Annotated in this window: 29 protein-coding genes, 1 tRNA gene and 1 pseudogene; 20 read left to right on the top strand and 11 right to left on the bottom strand. The window is 58.8% G+C overall.

Annotated elements, in window-relative coordinates:
- Nucleotides 1-81: 81 nt before the first annotated feature.
- Together BJ928_RS25650 and BJ928_RS25645 are read right to left on the bottom strand one after the other, a co-directional pair.
- A complete protein-coding gene (locus BJ928_RS25650; RefSeq protein WP_047633427.1) occupies nucleotides 82-516 on the bottom strand; it encodes a CBS domain-containing protein in 435 nt (144 codons plus the stop codon).
- A gap of 164 nt (nucleotides 517-680) precedes the next feature.
- The gene (locus BJ928_RS25645; RefSeq protein ID WP_047633428.1) at nucleotides 681-1,451 is read right to left on the bottom strand and encodes a rhomboid family intramembrane serine protease; all 771 of its coding nucleotides are present in this window, start codon (nucleotides 1,449-1,451) and stop codon (nucleotides 681-683) included.
- Nucleotides 1,452-1,764: 313 nt separating this feature from the next.
- On the opposite strand from BJ928_RS25645, the gene BJ928_RS25640 reads away from it, so the two are divergent.
- The 7 genes from BJ928_RS25640 (at nucleotide 1,765) to BJ928_RS25610 (ending at nucleotide 8,288) form a co-directional block, all read left to right on the top strand.
- Nucleotides 1,765-2,427, top strand: a complete 663-nt coding sequence (locus tag BJ928_RS25640) for a PAS domain-containing protein (RefSeq protein WP_245432536.1) — start codon at nucleotides 1,765-1,767, stop codon at nucleotides 2,425-2,427.
- Between the two features lie 83 nt (nucleotides 2,428-2,510).
- A complete protein-coding gene (locus BJ928_RS25635; RefSeq protein ID WP_047633429.1) occupies nucleotides 2,511-3,140 on the top strand; it encodes a PilZ domain-containing protein in 630 nt (209 codons plus the stop codon).
- Between the two features lie 71 nt (nucleotides 3,141-3,211).
- Nucleotides 3,212-4,174: a prolyl aminopeptidase gene (gene pip, locus BJ928_RS25630; RefSeq protein WP_047633430.1), complete on the top strand. Its 963-nt coding sequence runs from the start codon at nucleotides 3,212-3,214 to the stop codon at nucleotides 4,172-4,174.
- Between the two features lie 391 nt (nucleotides 4,175-4,565).
- A complete protein-coding gene (locus BJ928_RS25625) occupies nucleotides 4,566-5,171 on the top strand; it encodes a transglutaminase-like cysteine peptidase (protein ID WP_047633431.1) in 606 nt (201 codons plus the stop codon).
- A gap of 334 nt (nucleotides 5,172-5,505) precedes the next feature.
- Nucleotides 5,506-6,276 carry a hypothetical protein gene (locus BJ928_RS25620; RefSeq protein ID WP_047633432.1) on the top strand — a complete coding sequence of 257 codons (771 nt, stop codon included), beginning with the start codon at nucleotides 5,506-5,508 and terminating at the stop codon, nucleotides 6,274-6,276.
- Between the two features lie 117 nt (nucleotides 6,277-6,393).
- Nucleotides 6,394-7,887, top strand: coding sequence for a D-alanyl-D-alanine carboxypeptidase (locus BJ928_RS25615; RefSeq protein WP_082011904.1), 1,494 nt, complete (start codon nucleotides 6,394-6,396; stop codon nucleotides 7,885-7,887).
- Between the two features lie 125 nt (nucleotides 7,888-8,012).
- Complete coding sequence (locus BJ928_RS25610; RefSeq protein WP_047633434.1) at nucleotides 8,013-8,288, top strand: hypothetical protein; 276 nt, start codon at nucleotides 8,013-8,015, stop codon at nucleotides 8,286-8,288.
- A gap of 108 nt (nucleotides 8,289-8,396) precedes the next feature.
- Here BJ928_RS25610 and BJ928_RS25605 read toward each other — a convergent pair whose 3' ends face one another.
- Both BJ928_RS25605 and BJ928_RS25600 read right to left on the bottom strand, forming a co-directional pair.
- Complete coding sequence (locus tag BJ928_RS25605) at nucleotides 8,397-8,831, bottom strand: DUF1489 family protein (RefSeq protein WP_047633435.1); 435 nt, start codon at nucleotides 8,829-8,831, stop codon at nucleotides 8,397-8,399.
- 58 nt (nucleotides 8,832-8,889) lie between these two features.
- Nucleotides 8,890-10,299, bottom strand: a complete 1,410-nt coding sequence (locus tag BJ928_RS25600) for an L-serine ammonia-lyase (RefSeq protein ID WP_047633436.1) — start codon at nucleotides 10,297-10,299, stop codon at nucleotides 8,890-8,892.
- A gap of 199 nt (nucleotides 10,300-10,498) precedes the next feature.
- Here BJ928_RS25600 and BJ928_RS25595 point away from each other — a divergent pair, with 199 nt between their 5' ends.
- The 4 genes from BJ928_RS25595 to BJ928_RS25580 all read left to right on the top strand — a co-directional run bounded on the left by BJ928_RS25595 (nucleotide 10,499) and on the right by BJ928_RS25580 (nucleotide 13,229).
- Nucleotides 10,499-11,191, top strand: coding sequence for a DUF599 family protein (locus BJ928_RS25595; protein WP_047633437.1), 693 nt, complete (start codon nucleotides 10,499-10,501; stop codon nucleotides 11,189-11,191).
- A 63-nt stretch (nucleotides 11,192-11,254) separates the two neighbouring features.
- Nucleotides 11,255-12,244, top strand: coding sequence for a DUF1624 domain-containing protein (locus tag BJ928_RS25590; protein WP_047633438.1), 990 nt, complete (start codon nucleotides 11,255-11,257; stop codon nucleotides 12,242-12,244).
- A 12-nt stretch (nucleotides 12,245-12,256) separates the two neighbouring features.
- A complete protein-coding gene (locus tag BJ928_RS25585; RefSeq protein WP_047633439.1) occupies nucleotides 12,257-12,730 on the top strand; it encodes an isoprenylcysteine carboxylmethyltransferase family protein in 474 nt (157 codons plus the stop codon).
- Nucleotides 12,731-12,761: 31 nt separating this feature from the next.
- A complete protein-coding gene (locus tag BJ928_RS25580) occupies nucleotides 12,762-13,229 on the top strand; it encodes a GNAT family N-acetyltransferase (protein ID WP_047633440.1) in 468 nt (155 codons plus the stop codon).
- Nucleotides 13,230-13,294: 65 nt separating this feature from the next.
- Here BJ928_RS25580 and BJ928_RS25575 read toward each other — a convergent pair whose 3' ends face one another.
- A complete protein-coding gene (locus BJ928_RS25575) occupies nucleotides 13,295-13,735 on the bottom strand; it encodes a hypothetical protein (RefSeq protein WP_047633441.1) in 441 nt (146 codons plus the stop codon).
- A 90-nt stretch (nucleotides 13,736-13,825) separates the two neighbouring features.
- The gene (locus BJ928_RS25570) at nucleotides 13,826-14,215 is read right to left on the bottom strand and encodes a MerR family DNA-binding transcriptional regulator (protein WP_047633442.1); all 390 of its coding nucleotides are present in this window, start codon (nucleotides 14,213-14,215) and stop codon (nucleotides 13,826-13,828) included.
- A 407-nt stretch (nucleotides 14,216-14,622) separates the two neighbouring features.
- Here BJ928_RS25570 and BJ928_RS25565 point away from each other — a divergent pair, with 407 nt between their 5' ends.
- Complete coding sequence (locus tag BJ928_RS25565; RefSeq protein WP_047633497.1) at nucleotides 14,623-15,117, top strand: peptide deformylase; 495 nt, start codon at nucleotides 14,623-14,625, stop codon at nucleotides 15,115-15,117.
- A 60-nt stretch (nucleotides 15,118-15,177) separates the two neighbouring features.
- Here the strand turns inward: BJ928_RS25565 and BJ928_RS25560 are convergent, their stop codons facing one another.
- The 3 genes from BJ928_RS25560 to BJ928_RS25550 form a co-directional block, all read right to left on the bottom strand.
- Nucleotides 15,178-15,711: a hypothetical protein gene (locus BJ928_RS25560; protein ID WP_047633443.1), complete on the bottom strand. Its 534-nt coding sequence runs from the start codon at nucleotides 15,709-15,711 to the stop codon at nucleotides 15,178-15,180.
- A gap of 261 nt (nucleotides 15,712-15,972) precedes the next feature.
- Nucleotides 15,973-16,278 carry a hypothetical protein gene (locus BJ928_RS25555; protein WP_147413939.1) on the bottom strand — a complete coding sequence of 102 codons (306 nt, stop codon included), beginning with the start codon at nucleotides 16,276-16,278 and terminating at the stop codon, nucleotides 15,973-15,975.
- A 17-nt stretch (nucleotides 16,279-16,295) separates the two neighbouring features.
- The gene (locus tag BJ928_RS25550; protein ID WP_047633445.1) at nucleotides 16,296-16,613 is read right to left on the bottom strand and encodes a hypothetical protein; all 318 of its coding nucleotides are present in this window, start codon (nucleotides 16,611-16,613) and stop codon (nucleotides 16,296-16,298) included.
- Between the two features lie 561 nt (nucleotides 16,614-17,174).
- Here BJ928_RS25550 and BJ928_RS38900 point away from each other — a divergent pair.
- Nucleotides 17,175-17,336 (top strand): hypothetical protein, encoded by a 162-nt coding sequence (locus BJ928_RS38900; protein ID WP_156151449.1) that lies wholly within the window; start codon nucleotides 17,175-17,177, stop codon nucleotides 17,334-17,336.
- 109 nt (nucleotides 17,337-17,445) lie between these two features.
- Here BJ928_RS38900 and lipB read toward each other — a convergent pair whose 3' ends face one another.
- Nucleotides 17,446-18,162 carry a lipoyl(octanoyl) transferase LipB gene (lipB, locus tag BJ928_RS25545; RefSeq protein WP_047633446.1) on the bottom strand — a complete coding sequence of 239 codons (717 nt, stop codon included), beginning with the start codon at nucleotides 18,160-18,162 and terminating at the stop codon, nucleotides 17,446-17,448.
- A gap of 237 nt (nucleotides 18,163-18,399) precedes the next feature.
- Between lipB and BJ928_RS25540 the strand changes: the two genes are divergently transcribed.
- From BJ928_RS25540 to BJ928_RS25525, 4 genes are all read left to right on the top strand, one after another.
- A tRNA-Leu gene (locus tag BJ928_RS25540) sits at nucleotides 18,400-18,484 on the top strand.
- 137 nt (nucleotides 18,485-18,621) lie between these two features.
- The gene (locus BJ928_RS25535) at nucleotides 18,622-18,960 is read left to right on the top strand and encodes a hypothetical protein (RefSeq protein WP_047633447.1); all 339 of its coding nucleotides are present in this window, start codon (nucleotides 18,622-18,624) and stop codon (nucleotides 18,958-18,960) included.
- A 161-nt stretch (nucleotides 18,961-19,121) separates the two neighbouring features.
- Entirely contained in the window at nucleotides 19,122-19,337 is a 216-nt protein-coding gene (locus tag BJ928_RS25530; protein ID WP_047633448.1) for a hypothetical protein, read from the top strand.
- A 76-nt stretch (nucleotides 19,338-19,413) separates the two neighbouring features.
- A complete protein-coding gene (locus BJ928_RS25525; RefSeq protein WP_047633449.1) occupies nucleotides 19,414-19,608 on the top strand; it encodes a hypothetical protein in 195 nt (64 codons plus the stop codon).
- A gap of 97 nt (nucleotides 19,609-19,705) precedes the next feature.
- On the opposite strand, the gene BJ928_RS25520 is transcribed toward BJ928_RS25525, so the two are convergent.
- Entirely contained in the window at nucleotides 19,706-20,128 is a 423-nt protein-coding gene (locus BJ928_RS25520; protein ID WP_047633500.1) for a helix-turn-helix transcriptional regulator, read from the bottom strand.
- 217 nt (nucleotides 20,129-20,345) lie between these two features.
- On the opposite strand from BJ928_RS25520, the gene BJ928_RS25515 reads away from it, so the two are divergent.
- From BJ928_RS25515 to BJ928_RS25505, 3 genes and pseudogenes are all read left to right on the top strand, one after another.
- Nucleotides 20,346-21,281 (top strand): DMT family transporter, encoded by a 936-nt coding sequence (locus tag BJ928_RS25515; RefSeq protein WP_047633450.1) that lies wholly within the window; start codon nucleotides 20,346-20,348, stop codon nucleotides 21,279-21,281.
- Between the two features lie 81 nt (nucleotides 21,282-21,362).
- Nucleotides 21,363-23,372, top strand: coding sequence for an acetyl/propionyl/methylcrotonyl-CoA carboxylase subunit alpha (locus tag BJ928_RS25510; protein ID WP_047633452.1), 2,010 nt, complete (start codon nucleotides 21,363-21,365; stop codon nucleotides 23,370-23,372).
- 161 nt (nucleotides 23,373-23,533) lie between these two features.
- A pseudogene (locus BJ928_RS25505) lies at nucleotides 23,534-23,661 on the top strand (S-(hydroxymethyl)glutathione dehydrogenase); the annotation flags it as partial.

The raw sequence follows: 23,661 nt of genomic DNA, 5'->3' as shown, positions 1-23,661 counted from the left end.
TTCGCCTCGAACCGCAGCCATACGTCGCGGCAATCGACCTGTAAGGTCGATTGCTTCGGTCGCACCGAACAGCTTACGCTCTCACCCGGCGATATAGGCCTTGATCTGCTCGGCCTCGAGTTCGATCTCACGGATACGCCATTTGACCACGTCGCCGATGGAGATGATGCCGGAAAGCTTGCCTTTTTCCTCGACCGGAACGTGACGGAAGCGGCGCATCGTCATGAGTTCCATCAATTCGTCGGTCGTCGTATCTTCCTTGCAGCGATACACCTTGGCCGTCATCAGCGATGCGATCGGCTTTTCAAGGCATTCTTGGCCATTCTTGGCAACCGCGTTGACGACATCGCGCTCGGTGAAGATGCCGGAGATCTTGCCGCCCGGCCCGACGACGACGATGGCACCGATCTTATTCTCGTTGAGAATTTTCGCGGCCTCGGCAACAGTCGTGTTGCCGCCTGTCGTGATGACGTCGCGGCCCTTGGCTTCAAGTATGGCCTTTACGGAAACTGACATTCGATCCTCCCATCTCGAAAGCATGATGAACACTTGAAGCGTCCGATATGTTCCGAAACCACCCCCGGAGCTCAAACCGGCGCCTGCCCGTCGGTCGGTCGATCTCCTCATCCCACGACCGACGGATGCCAATCGTGCGCCTGCGTCAGCGAGAAAGCAACAGCTCATTCATCGCGTGGTAAAGCTTCCTCAATTTCAACTGGCGGCTGCCGGTCGAAGGGTGCAAAAAGCAGAAATCCGAAGAGGAATCCGCCGATATGCGCATCCCAGGCCACCGGCTGCGAACTGTCGCCCGCCAGGTTGATGCCGAAGGCGACGAGCGCATTGCCGGCCACCCACATGACGATATAGGCGACAACGGTGCGGCTTTTGAGCGACTCCAAGATGCTGAGGCGCGGGTTGAGATGCGCCTGGCGCATGGAGACCCGGCGACCGTCCATGGCGGGAAAGGCAAAGCGGCATGCCGCCCCCATGAGCGCCGATACGACCCCGGACGCACCGATCAGCAGCGTCTGGTCTCCCCAGTAGAGCGCGGCATGCATGAAGGCGGAGGCCGCAGACGAGAAAACCCAGAAAACGAAGTAGCGCAGAGCGCCGATACGCCGCGCCACGGGAGCGGCGAAGACCATCAGCCAAAGGCTGTTGAAGACAATATGCTCGATCCCGCCGTGCAGCAGCGAATAGGTGATGGGCGTCCAAAGCCATTCCAGCCCCTGCTGCGACAAGGGAAAGGCATAGCGGGCCGGAATGAAGCTGAAGGTAAAGTATATCCAGTTCAGCGTATCGTCCGACCACCACGGCAGGTTCATGACCGCGAAAACGACAATCAGGACGGCAAGACTCGCCAGAATGGCAGGTGGCAGGTTGAAGGCCGGAGTTCGCTGCTGCGGCCGCGGATTTTCCGGCTCTGGGCGCGGCAGCTGTTCATCGTCCATGTTTTTCTCGGTTCATCGATAGGATCATCGACACATAGCGCAGCGAAAATCAAAAAAAAAGCCGCCCGTGATATCGGGCGGCATGGTGGGCGCTCCTCTCCGGATTTGACCTCGAAGGCCAGCCCGGCACCCGAAAATTCGTGCTGTCGATCACTTGGTGAAGTGATGAACAAATTCCTACACCAACCATCCGGCGGAGCAATGCAAACCATTCATTAACCCTAACGACCCGGTTCTGGCACGGAATTCGCAAGGTAGAGATCGAAGGCAATGAATGCCTCTTATTTGCAATGAAATGGGACACGGACGCATTATGCGCCAGAAGACGAGCATAGATATATTTACCTATTGGGAACACATACGCGGCAACGCGGATGCGCCCATGCGCAATTTGATACAACCCTCGGCGGTGAGCCACATTCTTCCCGAGCTGTTCATCCTGGAAAACACCGTGGATGACAATCCGCGTTTCCGGCTTGCTGGCACGGCGATCTGCAACCTCATGGGGCGCGAGATCCGCGGCGAGAACTTCGCGGCACTCTGGGCCGGCAGCCAGCAGGACGATCCGGTGCGCATCGCCGCCGGCGTGATGACGCATGTGGTTCCCGCATCGGTCCATGCGACGGGCTATTGCATCAGCGGCCGCAGCATGACCTTCGAGATGATTTTGCTGCCGGTTCGCACCGCAAGCGACAGGTGCGACAGATTGCTGGGCTGTCTTACCCCCGGTGCCCAGACCACATGGCTCGACAACGAACGGCTGGAGTTTCTGGCGCTCGACCGCAGCCGTCTGCTTTATGAACGCCCTACCCGGCTCGCGGAGACGCCACCCCATCCCGATCCGACCGATCTTCTGCCGCTCCAGGGAAGCACTAACCTGGGCGAATGGATGCGTCGAAAGTTGATTCAAGCAAAAAATGGGCGCGATAGAACCCAAATTGATCCAGCGCGGAACAAAATCGGTGATCATCTCTGATCTGTGCATCAGCGAAGACAACCTTACTTTAAGAAGTTGCCGCTAATAGTTGGAAGAGATGCAATAGGGTTCAAGACGCTTCCATGCACTCTTTCCAGCCAGCCCCTGCGACGCGGTCCAATCAGATGACGGGCAAAGCCGTTCGCAATGATCAGAGAACCTTTCAGCGGGTTCCGATCAATATGCAGGGTCGCCTGATGCTGGCTAATTACGAGGAATTCGAGTGCCTGGTGACGGAAATGTCGCCCGGAGATCTTCATGTCACCTGCCTGGGACGTCCGCGGGCGGATGAGCGCGTCATTGCCTATATCGATCATCTTGGCCGCGTCGAAGGCAATGTCGTTGCCGTTGACGCCCGCGGCTTCACCATGTCGATCAACGCGACCGAGCGGAAGCGTGAAAAACTTGCCGCGCAATTGACCTGGCTTGCCAACAAGCATGAGCTTGGCCTGCCCGAAGACCGTCGCCACGATCGTCTGACGCCGCGCAATACCCGCTGTGACCTCACGCTCGAGGACGGCACACAATATGCCTGCCGTATCATGGACTTGTCCTTGTCCGGCGCGGCAGTTGACATCGAGGCACGCCCCGCGCTCGGGACGCCGGTGCGTCTCGGCAATATGCGCGGCCGCGTCGTGCGCCACTTCATGGAAGGTGTCGCGATCGAATTCCTCTCGCTGCAGTCACGCGAGACCTTGCGCGAATTTCTCTGATCCTGTCATCCTGCCGTCACATCGCGTCGCGAAATAGCGAGGCTTGGCTTTTCTCCTGAATCGTGACGGCAATGCTCTACCCTGACACAACGCCTTTCGACGAAGGCTTGCTTGACGTTGGCGACGGCCAGCGGATCTACTGGATGCAGTCCGGAAACCCGGAAGGTATGCCCGTCCTCGTCCTGCATGGCGGTCCGGGCTCGGGCAGCTCGACTGGAGCCCGGCGCTATTTCGACCCTCAACATTATCGGATCATTCAGTTCGACCAGCGCGGCTGCGGCGGCAGTCTGCCGCACGCATCGGAACCGGATATCGATCTCTCGATCAACACGACATGGCATACGATCGCAGATATCGAGCAACTGCGGTTGCGGCTCGGCGTGGAGCGCTGGATCGTCTTTGGCAATTCCTGGGGCTGCACGCTTGCGCTCGTCTATGCCGAAACCCATCCGCAACGGGTGGAAGGCTTGCTTCTCGTCGGTGTCACCATGACGAGACAATCGGAAATCGACTGGCTTTATCACGGCCTCGGCCGCTTCTTTCCCGGCGAATGGGCGCGTTTTCGGGCTTCGGTCCCCAACGAGGCTCGCGACAGCGATCTGGTCGCTGCCTATTACCGGCTCTTGTGCGATCCAGATCCCGCAATCCATGTGAAGGCGGCCAGAGACTGGCATGAATGGGAGGCCGCTTCGATCCTGATCGATCCGCGCGCAACCCTGTCTCAGCGCTGGTCCGACAACCGCTATCTGACGGCGCGCGCCCGCATCATCACTCATTACTTCCACCATCTGGCCTGGCTCGAGGACCGTCAGATCCTGCGCGACATTGGTCGGCTCGCCGCCATCCCCTGCACGATGATCCAGGGTCGCATGGATCTTGAAGCGCCGCTCGTCACCGCCTGGGAATTGTCGCAGGCATGGCCGGAGGCAAGGCTGGTGATTGTCGCCAATGCCGCTCATTCGTCGGATATTGCGGAGATGGCCGCTGCGATCGTCCACGCAACTGACGCGCTCCGTGGCAACATCAAGCGATAAAAATCAAAAATATTTTTCGGATCGCCTTTCTCGAAATGGGACAGGTTGTGGCTGATGTCCGCATTTCGAATAGCCTGACCGCGTCTCGTCGGGCCAGCGCTGTATCGTTATGACACGGGCATTCGTCGAAACCGCATCGCGCCGTTAAGAATTCCGTTTGTGGGAAACTATTCAAAAACAGCTTGATACGGGACTCGCCCGTCATGGCATCCGATACCGAGATCGTTAGAATTTTAATCGAATTTGCCGCAAACTTGAATCAAGTTTTCCGCGTGTTTTATGAAAGTTTGATCCAGATTTGAATAAACTAAGTCCTTAATTTGACTGTGTAATTTTGCGTCAGATAAAATCATGCGTGTCATTCTGATCCCAATAAAACAGGGACAGGGACATGAACTTTCAACTCGTACTTCGCGGCTTGGCCGCTCTGGCATTTTCCACTCTCGGCTTCTTCAGCGCCGCTCAGGCTGCGCCCGCCAACATGACGATCACCGGCGACGCCGCCCCTCCGATCGGCCACTATGAGTTCTGCAAGGAAAACCCGCGGGAATGCGCCTATTCCGGCGGCGATGCCGGCCCGGTCATCCTCAACCAGGATAACTGGAAGACGATCCTGAAGATCAACTACACCGTCAACACGACGATCAAGCCGATGACCGACATGGAACTCTACGGCGTCGAGGAAAAGTGGGCGATCCCGACCACCGCCGGCGACTGCGAAGACTTCGCTCTCCTGAAGCGCAAGCAGCTGATCGATGCCGGCTTCTCGCCTTCCGATCTCCTTATGACCGTCGTGCTGCAGCCGAACGGTGAAGGTCATGCCGTGCTGACCGTCCGTACCGATCGCGGTGACTTCATCCTCGACAACATGCGCAACAAGGTGAAGCTCTGGTCCGAGACTGAATATACCTTCCTCAAGCGTCAGTCCGCCGATCATCCGGCCCGCTGGGTCAAGATCCAGGACGGCCGGGCCGTCGCAGTCGGCAGCTTGAAATAGACGCTCTTCTCAAGGGATCATCGGCGACCTAGCGTCGATGGTCGAAGTCCGAGGCCCGGTCTCGTCCCCTGATTTCTGTCCAGGCCGGTGCCTCTGAGCCGTTCCCACTGTCCCGGGGAACGGCTCTTTTTCATTGCGCGGCTCGGCTCGAAGCTGATCCTGAAAACTCTTCGAGAATTATATGTGCCATTAGCATGGGTTACGACGCATATTTAACTGTCGGTTAACTATCGTGGCGCCAATCATCATTTCCAACGAGACTCAAAAAAGTCAGGTGCCGCGAGGTTTTACCATTGAAGATGGTGACCGGGCGGAAGGAAATGAAGGCAAGAGTATGGCTCCTCCTCTGTCATCCGCCGCAATGATCGAAGAAAGGCCGCTGATATCGAGCGGCTTTGTCTATCGGCTCACGGCCGGCGTTGCCGTTCTGGCCGCCCTCACCGTCGCCATATCCGTCGCCGGCCATTGGCTTGGCGAGAAAATTTCGCTGGCGGGCCACACGACAGATACCAGGCCGATCTCCGTCACGATCGGCGACGACACGATGCACCTTGCCGCAAACACCATTCGCTTTCCGAGCGAGCGCGCTGACGGGACCGCCGAGCGCGTCGATCTCTATCTGACCTGGCCGCAGATGCAGGGCTACAGCGAAGCCGATCGGATGCGCTTCGACGATATCTCGCAATCGTCCTCCTTAATCTTCCTGCAGATCAGCCAGAGCACGATGTCCCGCGACATGTCCGGCCGGCTGGAGCCGATCTATTCGCAACTGATGGATGGCGCCGCCTATGCCGGTCCTTTCGGCTTGACCGCGCATCGGCTTCGCGCGGATGCCGGCTACAACGACGAAATCCTTTTGACGGCGCCGCGACCCGGCGAGCCTGATTATGTCGTGCGCTGCCTCCTGCCCTCGTCGCCGGCATTGGCGACCAGCGGCGATTGTCAGCGGGACGTCAAGCTCGGCAAGGATCTGAGCGTTCTCTACCGGTTCTCCAGCAACCAGCTCGGCGACTGGCGCGCCATGGATACTGCCGTCCAGAGCTTCATCAAGGCGCGCCTTTCCGACACTGCCATACCTTTGGCAACGGCTGTGGATGGCCGCTAAAATGGCACAGAAACCTGAAACCACCTGTTCATCATAAACCGATTGGTAACGCTAAGCCTCTACTGTCGAACGGATTGGCCGTTCATGGAGGCGGCGGCCGGATAATCGAGAATGTAAATGCAAGCAGAGAGTGATTTAGTGTCCAGATCCATTCTTTCCGTTTCGTCGTCTCAAACCGGTAAGATTCTGGCGAGAGCGCTTCTTGGTTTTTCGATCGCGACGGCGACGATCACCGTGACCGTCGTGGATGCAAGCGCTGCCGGCCCGAAATATGCCGGCATCGTCATAGACGCCAATACCGGCAATGTTCTCTACAGCGAAAACGCAGATACGCTGCACTATCCTGCCTCGTTGACCAAGATGATGACTGTTTATCTGACCTTCGAAGCGCTCGAGGCCGGACGCATCACTCTCGATACTCCCGTCGTGTTTTCCAGGAATGCCGCCGGCCAGGCGCCGACCAAGCTCGGCATAGGTGCCGGCCGCTCCGTGACCGTTCGCGAGGCGATCCTCGGTATCGTCACCAAATCAGCCAATGATGCCGCCATGGCGCTTGGCGAAATGCTTGGCGGCTCGGAGGAAGGCTTCGCCCGCATGATGAATGACAAGGCGCGCGCGCTTGGCATGACGCGCACCACCTACCGCAATCCGAATGGCCTGCCGAACACCGCCCAGATGACCACGGCGCGCGATCAGGCTCGCCTCGGCATCGCCCTGCGCGAACATTTTCCGCAATATTACGGTTTCTTTTCCGAAACGAGTTTCCGCCTCGGCAATCGCGTCATCCCTGGCCACAATCATCTGGTGGGTTCGGTTCGCGGCGTCGACGGCATCAAGACGGGTTACACTCGCGCTGCGGGCTACAATCTTGCAACGTCGGTCAAGGTCGACGGCCGCTCTATCGTCGGGGTCGTGCTTGGTGGCGCCTCGACGCCTGCTCGCGACAACCAGATGCGCAAGCTGATTGCCGCCTATCTGCCCGCGGCGTCCACGAAGCATATTGCATCGAATGTCATCGCCGGAGCGTCGTCTGCTGCACCCAATGTCCAGGCGGCCAGCGCGCGCATGGCAGATATCAGCCGTGCGAAGATCAAGAATGACAATACGGTACAGGTTGCCGATGCGCGCCCGTCGAGCGCGGCGGCTTTCGTGGCGGTAACGCCGCAGTCGGATAATCCGCTGCTCGCAGCAAAGCCCGAACAGCGCTCCGCTTACGATGAAACAGCATCCGCCGGGTCCTCGGACGATGCCGATGAAGACGAAGTCGATACCATCACGACGGCTTCGACTTCGAAGAACGATACGAAGCTCGTCAAGCTGCAGCGCGCCGAAAAAACCGAGAAGGTCGCGAAGGCCGAAAAGGCTGAGCGCGGACCGACCGGCTGGGTCGTGCAGATCGGCATCTCCTCCAGCAAGGATGGTGCGACCGACTTGCTCGATACGGCGAAGAGCAAGGGCGGCAAAGCCTTGCGTTCGGCCAAGCCTTACGCGGTTGCTTTCGATGGCGGTTACCGCGCCCGCTTCGGCGGCTTTGAAGATCAGAGCCAGGCAGTCAATGCCTGCAAGGCGCTCAAGCGAGCCGGCGTGAAGTGCTGGGCCAGTGTGGAATAGAAATGCGGCGGCGTTTCCGCGCTGCCTGGTTTGAAGATTGCTCGGGCCTTCTACTAAGCCCGATCTTCCGGTTCCGAATGTCAAACGGACCGGCCCTGAGTTTGTAACGTGTACGGGGTTTGAAAATGGCAATGAACGAGAACTTTCCCGGTTTCTCGCTCGACGGCGGGGGCAAGATGAAACAGAAGAGCTTTGCTCTTCATCCGCTGCATGAGGCGGCGATGCGGTTGGCGGACCTCGGTCTCAGCCGTTCGCGTCCGCGCAACAAGACGAAGGATCTGATCGGCATCCTTCTTTGCCACGGCGCACGCGCCTGGCGCTACTCTCAGCCTGAAGCGCATATTCATCTGCATATCACGGCGCCGACCGGACGCGCGCCGATCATGATGCGGCTGCGTTGAAACGGTTTTGCGGAAAACTGCAGGTCGGTTTTCCGCACATGTCCGTTTGAAAACAACGAGATAGAGTGGTTCGCAAGCTTGCTGATAAGCTGCGTCGCTCTCGCCAGCCTAAAGCAAACCGAGTTCAGATAGTTCCCGCCGAAGATCGGCGGGCAGTTCAGCCGCAGCGCCCAGGCTATCGAGATCGCGCGGCACGTCGTCTTGCGGATAATAGCGCCAGCCCTGAAACGGCCGCTTCGGTTGACCCGTCGTCTCGACGACGCTCGGATCGAGGATCAGCCGGCAACGATGAATGCCTTCCGCATCGGTGAAAGTCTCGATACCGAGAAGCTTCTGCCTTGCCTGCACCTGCCCCTTGATAACCCAATAGAGCGAGCCGCCATCCAGCAGCTCCTCCACCCGCTTCGGCACCATCCGTGTCGTATGCGTCGTATGGGGCTCCAGTCCGGCCGCAATGGCGTTCATCGCCCGCTCGGAGACCCACTCGCGCAGATCCTCGATCGAATCCGCGCCGACGCACAATTTGATGAGATGCAAAGCCATAGTGCCGTTGAAGTCCTTTTGGCCGGCAGCGTCAAGCTTTTAGATCAGGCGTCCACACTCAGCATTCCACGACATTGACGGCGAGGCCGCCGGTCGAGGTTTCCTTGTATTTTTCGCTCATGTCGTAGCCGGTCTGGCGCATGGTCTCGATGCAGGCGTCGAGCGGCACGAAATGCTGGCCATCACCCTTGATTGCGAGCGAGGCGGCGGTAACAGCCTTGACCGCGCCGAGGGCATTGCGCTCGATGCACGGCACCTGAACGAGTCCGGCGATCGGATCGCAGGTCATGCCGAGATGATGTTCCAGCGCGATTTCGGCTGCATTCTCGATCTGCTCCGGCGAAGCGCCCATAACCGCAGCAAGCCCCGCAGCCGCCATCGCAGCCGCCGAACCTACCTCGCCCTGACAGCCGACTTCGGCGCCCGAGATCGAGGCATTGTGCTTGATGATGCCGCCGACGGCCGCCGCCGTCAGCAGATAGTTGCGGATGCCGTCCTGATCCCAATCTTCATGAAAATGCTGATAGTAGCGGATCGTCGCCGGAATAACCCCGGCCGCGCCATTGGTCGGCGCCGTGACCACGCGTCCGCCGGCTGCATTTTCCTCATTGACGGCCATGGCATAGACGCTGAGCCAGTCATTCGCGAGCACCGGATTGATGCGGTTGCTGCGCCACTCCTCCTGCAGCTTGTCATGAATGGCGCGCGCACGGCGGCGCACCTTCAGGCCGCCGGGCATGATGCCGTCGACCTTGAGGCCGCGATCGATGCAGCTGCTCATGGCCGCCCAGATGCGGTCGAGGCCGGCATCGAGGTCTTCGGCGCTCATGCGCGTCTCTTCATTGGCGCGCTTCATCTGTGCGATGGAAAGGCCGGAGCGCTCGGACATTTCCAGCATCTGCTTGGCGCTGGCAAAGGGAAACGGAACGCGCTCGCCCGCCGCAGCAGGCTTCTTGCGGTCAGCCTTCATCTGCTCCAGCTCCGTATCGGTGACGACGAAGCCGCCGCCGACGGAGTAGTAGATACGTTTGACAAGCAGACGCTCGTCCTTGTCGAAGGCGGAGAAGCTCATGCCGTTGGCGTGACCGGGCAGCGGCACCTTCTTATCAAAGATGAGATCTGTCTTCGGCTGGAAATGATAGGCCGGATGGTCAGGCGGCGTGATGCGCCCGCTGCGCTCGACCTCATCGATGATGGCATCCATATGGTCGGGATCGACATTGTCGGGCCGCTCGCCCATCAGGCCGAGAATGACCGCCCTGCCCGTGCCGTGGCCGATGCCCGTATGGGCAAGCGAGCCATGCAGGCTGACCTTGATCGAATCGACATGCACGTTCGAAGACGGGCGCGGCCACTCATTCGAAAGTACGAGGTCGAGGAAGCGATTCGCGGCCGACATCGGCCCCATCGTGTGTGAGCTGGACGGCCCTACACCGATCTTGAACACATCGAAAACTGAAAGAAACATGGACTTTTAGTGCCTCCCAGGCAAATCGATTTCTGGCAAGGCTACGCTATATCGGTAAGCTTGCACGGCGATTGGCCGACATCGGATTTCATGGCAGCGACATTACATATAGGCATTCGGGGACGCAAACAGAAGGCCATTGCGCGCTGCACGCGCTGAGCTACAGTCCACATCGGATTGATCTGGAGAATCTCCCTTTATGACGACTGCGGACTATGTCGCCCTCGCCCTTTTCATCTTTCTCTGGGTCGCGCTGAACTGGATCACCAGCAGCGCCAGCTTCTTCAATCGCACCAGCCTGACGCTGGCGATGAACGAGCGTCGGCGCGAATGGATCTACAATTCGCTGCGCCGCGACCTGAAGATGATCGACACGCAGATCCTCTCCGGCCTGCAGAACGGCACGGGCTTCTTCGCCTCCACATCGATCTTCGCCATCGGCAGCTGTTTCGCGCTTCTCGGCGCCACCGACAAGATCAATGCCTTCTTCTCCGACATGCCCTTCATCTTCAACAGCGGCCGCACCGCATTCGAAGTCAAGGTGGCCGGGCTTGCCTGTCTCTTCGGCTACGCCTTCTTCAAATTCGGCTGGGCCTACCGCCTGTTCAACTATTGCACCATCCTCTTCGGCGCGTTGCCGATGCGCGAGGAAGCCATTCTCGATCCGCTGGGCGCCGAACGGGCGGCCGAGCGCGTCGTGCGCATGAACATCATCGCGGCGCGCAGTTTCAACGCCGGCCTCAGGGCGATCTTCCTGTCCATCGGCTATCTCGGCTGGTTCCTGAGCCCCTATGTCTTCATGGCAACGACGATGTTCATCATCATCGTCCTGATCCGTCGGCAGTTTTTTTCGGATGCCCGTCTGGCCATCATGGACAACGATATGCCATGACAAGCCCGCGCCGGCGCGAACCGACGCAAAATATCTGAATTCATGCCTGGAAGGACCCCCGTAATGGCCGCCATCGCCGAGAGCGCCGATGCTCCGCAAAAGACGCCTCGCATCGGCATTCTTGACACGGCGCGCGGCGTCGCGCTGCTGGCCATGGCGAGCTACCACTGCACCTGGGATTTCGAATTCTTCGGCTATCTCGATTCCGGCACGGCGGAAACCGGCTGGCTGAAGCTCTACGCCCGTGCCATCGCCGGCACCTTCCTGTTCCTGGCAGGCTTCAGCCTCGTCCTTGCCAATACGCCGGAGATTCGCTGGCGGTCCTACTGGCGGCGACTGGGCATGATCGTTGCGGCCGCCGCCGCGATCTCGATCGTCACCTTCATCGGAATGCGCGACGAATGGATATTCTTCGGCATCCTGCACAGTATCGCGGCAGCAAGCCTGATCGGACTGCTGTTCCTGCGCCTGCCCGCTTTCGCCACGCTCCTGATCGCGGCCTTGCTCGCGGTCGGCGTCGTCATCGACAATGTCGTTGCGCCGCTGTCGCTGCACTCGACGTTCTTTGACGCGCCCTGGCTATGGTGGGTCGGGCTTTCGGAAAACATCCAGCGCTCGAACGACTATGTGCCGCTCTTCCCATGGCTGACGCCGTTCCTCTTCGGCCTCGGCATCGCACAATTGGCGACCTCTCTCGGCTGGCTCAAGCATCTGGCGAAGTTCGGCCCCGGCCGCAATCTCATCGCCCGCGCCGGACGCCACAGCCTGATCTTCTATCTGGTTCACCAGCCCGTGCTGTTTGGCCTCGTCTATCTTCTGTCGCTGGTCGCGCCGGCCCCGCCGCAGGACCAGACGGTCGGCTATATCAGGCAATGCACTGCCTCGTGCACGAAGTCGGGCAGCGAAGCCATGTGTCGCAGCTTCTGCCAATGCACGCTCGACAAGTTGCAGGCCCAGAATCTCTTCAAGCCCCTGGAATCCGGGGCGATCAGAGCAGATAGCGATGAACGCGTCAGCCGAATCGCGATACAATGCACGGATGAAGCGCAATGACAGGGTTATTCTATGAATGCCTATCGTTCGAAGTCGCTGAGTTTTCCGTGGCCGCCGCTGCTCTATAGCCTTGCCGTCGTGGCGGCGCTCTATCTGCAACGGTGGTATCCGCTGACCTTGCCCTTCGTCTGGGCGCTCGTGGCGTGGCTTGTCGGTGCGTTCATGACCGCCTTTGCGGTGACGCTGAATGTCTGGGCGGTCAAAACGCTGCTGGAGCGCCGCACGACCGTACTAACGCAGCGCTGCACGGCCCATCTCGTGACCACAGGCCCCTTTCGCTTTACCCGCAATCCGACCTATCTCGGCTATACGCTGCTCACGGCCGGGCTTGGCCTGCTGATCGGCAATCTCTGGTTCCTGGCGATGGCCGCAGCGGCGGCAGCCTTGACGACGTTGCTCGTCATCCGCTGCGAGGAGATGCATCTCCTCTCGCGCTTCGGCTGCGAATTCGAATTTTACTGCAGGCGCACGCGGCGCTGGTTATGAGGCTGGACTATCTGGCGAGGTCTTCCGAGCTGTGAAAATTGAAGCTGTGAGTGATGAACGGGAGACCGTAGCCCGGCAGATTCTGGAGACATTACCCGAATGGTTTGGCCGAAGGCAGGCCCGTGAAAATTATGTTTCGGAAGCCAGACACCTGCCGATGTTCGCGATATTCGACAAGGACGCGAAGCCAATCGGCTTTCTATCCCTAAAGCAGCATGGCGATATCGCAGCGGAAGCCTTCGTGCTTGGCGTTCTGCCGGACAAACATCGTCAGGGAATCGGTCGTCGCTTGCTTGCGCATGCGGAAAACCATCTGGTCGCCAGCGGAATACGATATCTGACCGTCAAAACCGTCGCCGCCACGAATTCAGACCCCAATTACGCCAACACCCGGCAATTTTATGAGGCGATCGGCTTCGAGCCTCTCGAGGTTTTTCCGACATTGTGGGATTCCAGCACACCTTGTCTTTTCATGATCAAGCTCCTGAAATCCCTATAATATCGCTAGCCTATTCATGGATCGAAAGCGCTCCGCAGATTCACGCAAACTGCCACTCCTCGCTTTCAGAAGAGGATCAAAATACGACCGATACTCGCTCTCGTTCGATAGACCAGATCGTTCGTGAATGAAGCATCTTCGCCAGCGTAGAGTTCGAAGCGACGAGCTCTTTCTCCGCCGGCTGCACTTTCAAGTCTGGCAGATGTTCTGCCGTTTAGGAAAGAGCAGTCCGGTTCGCTGCACTGAATGCTGATTTCGCCCGATAGACGTTGGGTGGATTCGATGGTCACGCTCACTTCGACGTGGGTCTTCTGGTCATCGACCAGTTGGCAGCGAGAATGAATATGGCAAACCTGTTGGCCGTAGACCGGCTCCTTGCCGTCAATCAGAACGCCGTAGGCAACCGGCACATCAGGCTGCGCCTTGTCGCCGGCGGAACCGCAATCAGGACTTAAGAGGATAGTGACAGCGAGGACAGCAAAGACAGACGAGATTCGTGTTGCCACGTCACACCTCCAAGAGCGCTTCGTTCTTAGAAAGCGTTCTTGCCGGAACTATGGCTGCGATATTGTCCGTTCACACTATGATTGAGAGGGTCACGTTCCCACGCCGATTTCGGCCAGGCGGCCAAGACAGGCTTCCTCGACATTGTCGAGTTCGCTCAGCGTATCGTCGATATCCTTGCGCTTCTGGCGCAGCTCGTCGCGCTTTTCATCGACGCGCTTCATCAGCAGCTTCAGCTGGCCGATCTCGCCTGGAGGCTCCTTGTAGACCTGGATGATCTCGCGGATTTCGGCAATGGTAAAGCCGATGCGGCGACCGCGCAGAATTTCCATGATCAGGCGCCGGTCGGCTGCGCGGAACAGGCGCGTACGGCCTCTCCGTTCGGGGTGGATAAGGCCCTCGTCCTCATAAAACCTCAGCGTCCGGGTCGAAACCCCGAATTCCCGAGTGAGCTCCGTTATGCTATAGTATCCGTCGACCAAGAATCCGCCCCTATCTGCTAAGCTCCATAATATTGACTTTTACGTAATAGTCAATTTTCACGGGTTTGCAGTCAATTCCCGACCGCCTGTGCAGCACAAATCGTCGGGTCGCAAGGCGCAGTAGGCGAATTCCCAGCAAGATCGATGGCCTTGGTCAACGAAGCAGATCCGCCTCGCCCGCGTAATTTGCGAATCGGTAACGGTGGCGTTCGAACCGCCGCAGTACAACGATTGCGCCTTTGAGTGCTGTTAATGACAACCGGATTGTTCATTTAAAATGGTTAGAAAACAACGGGATAATTGAGAAATCTCTCAAAAAGCATCCAGCCATTTAGACTGTGGCAATGCCGCAATCTTCCCCTTATCCTGACCGCTCGATTGTATTCGTTCATCCGATAGAGAGTGCCGTGCCCGCCCTTCCCATTATCCGCTTTCCCGATCCGCGGCTGCGCACTGCCTGCGCGCCGGTGGCCGCCTTCGACGACGATCTGCACATACTTGCGAGCGATCTTCTGGATACGATGCGAGCTGCGCCCGGTGTCGGCATCACCGGCCCGCATATCGGCATTCTCAAGCGAGTCGTCGTGATCGAACTCAGCCGCGAGGACGGTGTGCGGACCTATATCAACCCGGAGGTCCTGTGGTCGTCGGAGGAGACGATGCGGCATATGGAAGGTAGCGTTTCCATGCCGGGAGCGACGGAGGAAGTCGTCAGGCCGAAATCTATCCGCTTTCGTTATCAGACGATCGATGGCGAACTGCGCGAAGAGGATGCGCATGATTTTCTGGCCAGCTGCATCCAGCACGAGATCGACCAACTAGACGGCATTTTCTGGCTGCAGCGGCTTTCCAAGCTGAAGCGCGACCGACTCGTGAAGAAATGGGAAAAGTTGCGCGCCTGACGTGTGCAAACAGAAACGGGCGCCCGAAGGCGCCCGTTCTGTAATCGCTCGTTGTGGCAATCAGCCCTTGAGCTTGGAGTTGCAAAGGCTGTAATAGCCGCCGCCCTTCTGTATCCACTTCAGGCCGCCGAGCGCATTCTTGGCCTTGGCGGCATTGTAGGCGTCGACGCAGGTATGGAAGCGGCCCTTGCCGGGCGTCTCGCTGGCATACTTGGTATCGACCTTTGCCGGGAAGGTTACGCCGGCGGGAGCTGCCGTCGTCGGCTTTGCCGGTTCGGCTGCCGGCGGCTTGGTGGCGTCGGGCTCGCTGGCGTCGACCTTGGCTGCCGCAGTCGTCTTCGCCGTCTTGGGCGTCGTCGTAGCGGCTGGTGCGGTGGCTGCCGGCGCGGTCGTCGTGGCGCTGGCATCGGCGCTGCACTGCGTTGCGCGGAAGTCGTTCCACTTCTGGCCGTTCAACGTACCAGCGGTTTTAGCGGCTTGATATTTGGCACTGCACTCTTTCATGGTTAGCGCAGAAGCCGAAGAAGCGAGGCCCATCGAGCCTACAACTGTGAGAGACGCAAGAGACATCAACAGGATGGCACGACTTGTCATTGGCATATCCTCCGCTCTATGACGAATGTCGAAACTATTAATCGTATCGTCCATATCGATTGTCAATCGACGCGCGATCTGGGGGCGACGGAAGACACCATATGCGGACGAACATGAACGCAAACTGTACAAAAATAACCATCAAAAAGAGTGGCTTGGCCTGATCGGCAATCTTTGATGGCGCTCCGCGAGCGCGCATAACTCAACCAAAGGCAGAAGAGGCCGCCGTGCCGGCCTGGCACATGGGTGGCCTCGATCCAGCTACTCGCAGGTCAGCGCGGCGCTCGGGCTACAATAGCATTCGTAGCGTGGCGCCGGACAGGTTGCGGTTGCAAGGCTGAAATCCTGGCAGCTGCATTGGACGCGGAACTGCTGATCCGCAGTCGCCGACGTCGCGCTATAGATCGAGAAGCCGGTGCCGACATCGGCCGGGCGAGAACCCACGCTGAAAGGATAATTCGAGCCGGCGCTCTGCGGCGTCTGGTTATTCTGCTGTGCCAGTGCCGCCAACGGAAGGCACAAGGTAGTGCAGATCACGATCAGCATTATTGATGCAGAATTGGCCATATCAATACCCGGTTTGCCTATTGGCACATCAGATAGGCGTGGGGAACACAGGTGCATGCATAAGACGGGGTCGGACATGTCAGGTCCTGCAAGGTCCGGTCGTCGCAATTGCATGTTACAAAGTAGGAAGAGTTGTTCGGCATTTTCAGAATGCTCGAGGTGGAATAGCCGCTGCCGAGATCCGCGCGCCGATAGCTGAAGCTCGAAGCCGAGTTCTGGCTATTTTGATTGTTATCGGCAGTCTGCGCCATGACCGGCAGCGCAGTGACTGCAACGAGAAACAGGGTCTGCCAGCCTGTCTTCCAATAACGGGTTATGCCAACGGCGGCTCTCATGTCCTTGCTCCATCCAACGAATTTCGTTCGGGAATGCTTCTAGTTTCGGAATGTTTCTTCCGTTTCTTTCTGTGTTGCAAAACGTTGCCACTCGGCAATTTTCGCGCGTGAGATGAACGGAACGTCGCCAGGCACCTCGCCTCGGCGTGATGGCGCGGAACCATCGGCATCTTCGCTGATCTCAGGGGCGACGGTATCACCGCCACGCCGGGGCCAAAAGGCATCGAGGACTTGCCGTCGATCACTGTTTCGCGAGGAATAAGAGCGATTGCACGCCCGATACAACCTATCGTCAGTTTGGGGCCTTGAACTGCTGTCGCATCGCCCTAGTTGCTTTCATGCAGTTCCCCTCTCTGTGCCCTGGATGCTCTCCCTTCCAGGGCATTTTTCTTTCCGTTTACTTTCTTGGCACGACGCAGCCGGTCAACTTGAGCGCCAAATGATTCGCCACAACTCCCAAATGAGCGTAGGGTGATTCTATCGTTGGTTACCGAACCCGTAGGCACCGACGGCTGAGAGAGACGAAGCGCTCTCGCCTGCAGAGGTCAAGGAGTTACCCGCATGACCTCGCATGACAATCATGACAATATACTCAGCGATCAGAAGCTGCATGATCTGCTCAAGGCAGAAGACAGGATAGATCTTTTGGAGAAATCGAAACGAGGCACGTTGGATGAGTCGATAGTGCCCGTCGTCGAGGATATCGAAGACCCCTCCCTGTAACCGGCAGCAGTTTTTCGCGGTCAATTGGACAGGTCGTACGGCCTGTCCCCTTCAGCGATGAAATTCAGCAGACAATCCTGCAGCGCGTGAATCCGATCACAGATCGGCCTCACGCGTCGTTGACCGTTTCGCCGAAAACCTGCTCGAAGGCGTCGCGAAGGCGGATATCGACATCCGTCATCATGACCGGCAGGCCGAGATCGACAAGGCTGGTGACGCCATAGGCGGAGATTCCGCACGGAACGATGCCGGTGAAGTGCCCGAGATCGGGATCGACGTTCAGCGAGAGACCATGAAACGTCACCCACTTGCGCACGCGGATGCCAAGCGCGGCAATCTTGTCCTCGGCGACCGTGCCGTCAGGCAGAACAGGCTTCTCCGGGCGCCTGACCCAGACGCCGACCCTATCCTCTCGCCGCTCGCCGCGCACATTCATCGAGTCGAGCGTGCGAATGATGACTTCCTCGAGCGCAGCGACGAAGGCACGGATATCCTGCCGCCGACACTTCAGGTCCAGCATCACGTAGGCCACGCGTTGCCCCGGCCCATGATAGGTATATTCGCCACCGCGGCCGGTCGCGAAGACAGGGAATCGATCCGGCTCGATGAGATCGGCGGCATTGGCGCTCGTACCGGCCGTATAAAGCGGCGGGTGTTCGACCAGCCAGACAAGCTCCGGCGCCCGCCCCTCGGCAATCGCGGCCACTTCCGCTTCCATGGTGGCAACGGCTTCCTCATAGGGCACGAGGCGATCGCTGATCCGCCAGCGGACGGGCGGCGTGCCTTGAACGGGAAACATCTGGTGAGAAAGTTCGGTGCGAAGCATATGGCAGTCCTTTGCGCGCCGCAGGCCGCGCCTGTGGAAATCCTGCGCGCCGACGAGTTGTCCACATATGGTGTTATTCGGACAGGAATTCAAACAAGTAAGGCGTTTCCACCCGGTCCGCGCGGACATGATCGGGGCAGCTGTGAAGGAATTTAAAAAAACTGACACATCGCTCTTGTGCCCCCCGAATGCTTTTGCTACATGCAGCCGCGCCGGAGCAATTCGGCCTACCACGATGCGGTCGTGGCGGAATTGGTAGACGCGCAGCGTTGAGGTCGCTGTGGGGCAACCCGTGGAAGTTCGAGTCTTCTCGACCGCACCAAGAACCCGGCTTAGGCCGGGTTTTTTGTTTTTAGAATTGGCGTATCCGCGAAGGTTTGCGCCGCGATGGAATTCCATGAGGTGCTTTCAGGCGAACGACGTGTAAGCTGGCAATCATTGAAATCATGGAGGTGGCTCATGCCCCGTTTCCTTGCCGTTTACACAATGAAGCCCGAAGACCTTGCATCCTTTCGAAGCCGACCCAAAGCCGAGCAGGATGCTGTCGATGCCACTGGCATCAGGCAGTGGGCGGCGTGGGAAGAGAGAAACGCAGCATCTATACTCGATCGCGGGGGCATGGTGGGAAAGACGACGCGCATCACCAGGAACGGCATCGCCGATGCGGTCAACCCATTTTGCGGCTACCTGGTGGTTGAGGCTGAAACTGCCGATGCCGCCGCAAGGCTTTTCCAGGACCATCCTCACATCACCGTCTTTCCCGGCGACGGCGTGGATATCATGCCCTTTTTGACCTGACCTGCTTGATTGACCCTTCAATCATCGCGACGGAGCGGAGCCCCGTCCACGTCTCGTCCAGTTCTTCCGGCTCGATTCGCAAAAGCAGGCGGTCTTCGATGATCCCTTGACTTCGCGCGCCTCTCTGGCACCGTGAAATCTCTTTAGAAATTGGAGCATGCATGACCCCTGAACGCTTTTCGGAATGCCTTTTGCACATCCGCTGGACGCCGATCAATCTGGCGAGCGCGCTGCAATGCGACCTGTCATGGGTGGAGGCGATGGAGGTCGGAAATGCCGAAGTGCCGGCCGGACTTGGAGAGTGGCTGGAAACGCTCGCTCAATGCCATGAAAAGGCCGGCGTTCCGACCACCTATCGCGGACGCGGACACGACTGAAGGAAACGGAGACGGCCTGACGGAGGAACGGCAGTCCGGAAACGGCGGATAATTCATTCAAACGGAGGGATTTGAAATGAATGATGATTTTCGCTTGAAGCTTATCAAAATCAGAGGCGAAAAGATCGCCCATCGCAACGAGCTGCTGGCGATGAAGATGCAGGGCGGAAGCACAAAAGCGGTTAGCGAAGCGATCGATCTCGACGGCATGATCGCCCGCGAACAGCTCGCGATCGACAATCTCGACGATACGATTGCCCGGCTGAGCTAGGGGCGCTCAATGGAAGGCTTGATCAGCATTTGGGAGATCCCTGCTCAAGAAGGTGAACAAGCACCTCATGCGCCATAAGCGTCAAAGGACGCCGCGCTCAGTGCGCCACGTCCTTGCCGAGATTGCGCAGCCTGATCTGATGGTCGAGCCGCTCGAGCTGGCTTGTCGTCGTTTCGATCAGCCGGCCGATCTCCTGGTAGGCCGTCCGCAGCCGCGAAAGCTCGTTTCGGACGGCTTCCAATGCGCGCTCGTCGCTGTCCTCTCCCGGCCCGTCACCCGAACCGGTCATCAGCCACGCCGGAGACACGTCGAAGAGAGCCGACATCTTGACCAGAGCGGACGGGTTGGGCTCGGCGCGGTCGGATTCCCACGCAAGCATCGTCTCCTCGCTGACGCCGAGCTGGCTCGATAGCGTCTCGATACTGATGCCCGCGGCATCGCGAGCCATGGACAAGCGGCCGCCAAGCGTATCGTCGCCTTCATCCGAAAAAACGGTCGTCTCTTGTTCTCGCTTGAACATCGGTGCGATCCCTTTCCTGGTCGCGCCGGCGGTTTTGTGCGGCGCATTCATGTTTTAGCCGTTTCCAAAGCTCCAGATAGGTCTAAGGGCGTCATCTCGCCATCACGATCTGTCCCAATTGGAAAAGTGTGACATTTTCCAGCGACCGCTCCTGAGCTTGCGGCAGGCACCCGATCGCGCCTTGATTGCATGCCCTTCCTGTGTTTGATGTTCGGGCATGTCCGTCTCCTCCGCCGTTTCCACGCAGCAGAACCCGCTTAGAGGCATGACGATCATGGCGAGCGCCATGATCCTGCTGCCGACGATGGATGCGATCGCCAAATACATGGCGAGTTTCGAAGGCATGTCGCCCGGACAGGTGACCTTCTATCGCTTTTTCTTTCAGCTCGTGTGCATGTTACCGCTGCTGGCGACCGAGGCAGGACGGTCGGCCTTCTCCGCGAAACGCCCGTGGATGAATTTGCTGCGCGGCGCTCTGCACGGGGCCGCCAGTCTGCTCTTCTTCGCCGCGGTCAAATACATGCCGCTGGCGGATGTCTTCGCGATCTATTTCGTCGAACCCTTCATGCTGACAGCACTTTCGGCCGTGTTTCTTGGCGACAGGGTCGGCTGGAAACGCTGGCTGGCGATTGCCATCGGTTTCGGTGGCGCGATGATCGTCATCCAGCCGAGCTTTGCCGTCTTCGGACTGAAGGCTTTGCTGCCGATCGCCTGCGCGTTCCTCTATGCGCTCTATCTCTTCATGAACCGCGCCGTCGGCGAGGCAGATTCGCCTCTGACGATGCAGATCATGGCGGGCGCCGGCGGTACGCTGTTCATGGCATTCGCTCTCCTTGCTGGCTCGTCGGCCGGCATAGCGGATTTCGAACCGTCCCTGCCCGGCTCCGCCCTTGGCCTTGTGCTGCTGCTGATCCTCGGTTCAATCTCAGGCTACGCGCACATGCTTGTTGTCAGAGCGTTCCGGCTGGCGCCGCTCTCGCTGCTTGCCCCGTTCCAATATTTCGAGATCATTTCCGCGACGGTTCTCGGCTATGGGATCTTCGGAGATTTTCCCAACTTTTCCAAATGGATCGGCATCGCCATCATCGTCGGTTCCGGTCTCTTCATCATCTGGCGGGAGCGCGTTCAGTCGCGATTGGAGAAAACGGCGTGAATGCAAACATCTTGCGCATGGACCGACGGCGTAATTTGTGGCTAAAACACTGACTGAATAGACTATTTGGGCGGAGATTGCATGTTCAAGAAAATCCTGATCGCCAATCGCGGCGAGATCGCTTGCCGCGTGATCAAGACGGCGCGCCGTATGGGTATCCTGACGGTCGCCGTCTATTCCGATGCCGATCGGGATGCCCTGCATGTGGAGATGGCCGATGAAGCCGTCCATATCGGCCCGGCACCGGCCGCCGAAAGCTATCTCGTCGCCGACAAGATCATCGCCGCCTGCAAGGAGACCGGCGCCGAGGCCGTTCATCCGGGATACGGCTTTCTCTCCGAGCGCGCCTCATTCTGCGCGGCGCTGGAGAAGGAAGGCATCATCTTTATCGGTCCGAAGCCGAAGGCGATCGAAGCCATGGGCGACAAGATCGAATCGAAGAAATTCGCCAATGCCGCCAAGGTATCCACCGTTCCGGGCCATCTCGGCATCATCGATGACGCCGATCATGCCGAGCGGATTGCCGGCGAAATCGGCTATCCCGTCATGATCAAGGCGTCTGCCGGTGGCGGCGGCAAGGGCATGCGCATCGCCTGGAGCAAGGACGAAGTGCGCGACGGCTTCGAGCGCGCCCGCTCCGAAGCGAAAAGCTCCTTTGGTGACGACCGCGTCTTCATCGAGAAGTTCGTCGTCGATCCCCGACATATCGAAATCCAGGTGCTGGCCGACGCCCACGGTAATGTCGTCTATCTCGGCGAACGTGAATGCTCCATCCAGCGCCGGAACCAGAAGGTCGTGGAAGAGGCGCCCTCGCCGTTCCTCGACGAGGCCACCCGCAAGGCCATGGGCGAACAATCCGTGGCGCTCGCCAAAGCCGTGGATTATCAAAGCGCCGGCACGGTCGAGTTCATCGTCGATCGCGACCGAAACTTCTATTTCCTCGAAATGAATACCCGCCTGCAGGTCGAGCATCCGGTGACGGAGCTCGTGACAGGCATCGATCTCGTCGAGCAGATGATCCGCGTCGCCGCCGGCGAAAAGCTGCCGTTCAGCCAAGCGGATATCAAGCTCAATGGCTGGGCGATCGAAAGCCGCCTCTACGCGGAAGACCCCTATCGCAATTTCCTGCCCTCGATCGGCCGCCTGACGCGCTATCGCCCGCCGCGTGAAGGCAGAACTGAGAAATCCGTCGTGCGCAACGACACCGGCGTCTTCGAAGGCGCCGAAATTTCGATGTATTATGATCCGATGATCGCCAAGCTCTGCACCTGGGCTCCGACGAGGCTGGAAGCGATCGAAGCGATGGGCGAAGCCCTGGATGGCTTCGTCGTCGACGGCATCGAGCACAACATGCCGTTCCTCTCCGCGCTGATGAAGCACCCGCGCTGGCGCGAAGGCCGTCTTTCGACCGGCTTCATTGCCGAGGAATATCCTGATGGTTTCGCACCCGTGACACCGGACGAGGAGCAGACAGCCCTGCTTTCTGCAATCGCCCTTTCCTGCAGCCTGATCGAATCCAACCGCCGGGAGCGCCATGCTGACCGCTTGCGCCCCGCATCAGGCACATTACAGGAGAACTGGATCGTCAAGATCGGTTCGGACTATATTCCGGTCGCACTCCCCGAAGGTGCCGTGACCATTCCGCTTGAAATGGACATGCAGATCGGCGGTCAGACCGTGACCTTGTCAACCGACTGGCGCCCCGGCGATGCCGTCTGGGTCGGCACGATTGGCGGCCGTAAGCTGACGGCCCAGATCCGCGCCGTGCTGAATGGCCTGCGCATCGACTGGCAGGGCATCTCCGTCAGGACGAAGGTCTTCACGCCGCGTCAGGCCGAACTCGACAAGCTGATGCCGCTCAAGCTGCCGCCGGATACGTCGAAGCTCCTGCTCTGCCCCATGCCTGGTCTCGTCGTCGCCATTGCCGTTGCCGAGGGGCAGGAAGTCAAGGCGGGCGAAACGCTCGCGATCGTTGAGGCGATGAAGATGGAAAACGTCCTGCGCGCAGAGCGTGATCTGGTCGTCGGCAAGATCAACGCCAAGCCGGGCGAAAGCCTCGCTGTCGATGCCGTGATCATGGAATTTGCCTGATCAAGATACGGACAATCGCCGCTCTTTCGCGAAAAGCCGCGCAGCGATTGCTCGGCTAAAACATGATAATTGCGACGCTAAGTGTCTGATTTTGGCTTGAGCTGCAATGGGCGGCCATGGCAATGTCGCGCCAACAAACCATAGCATGAAGGGATGAGACGATGGACGTAAGAGCAGCAGTCGCGGTTCAGGCTGGCAAGCCGCTTGAGGTGATGACGGTTCAGCTTGAGGGGCCTCGCGCTGGCGAAGTGCTGATCGAGGTCAAGGCGACCGGCATCTGCCACACCGA

The organism is Rhizobium sp. WW_1 (genome assembly GCF_003610155.1).
GTDB classification, from domain to species: Bacteria; Pseudomonadota; Alphaproteobacteria; order Rhizobiales; family Rhizobiaceae; genus Rhizobium; species Rhizobium tropici_A.
Note: the sequence above shows the minus strand (reverse complement) of the source record. Positions and strands in the feature narration are given on the sequence as shown.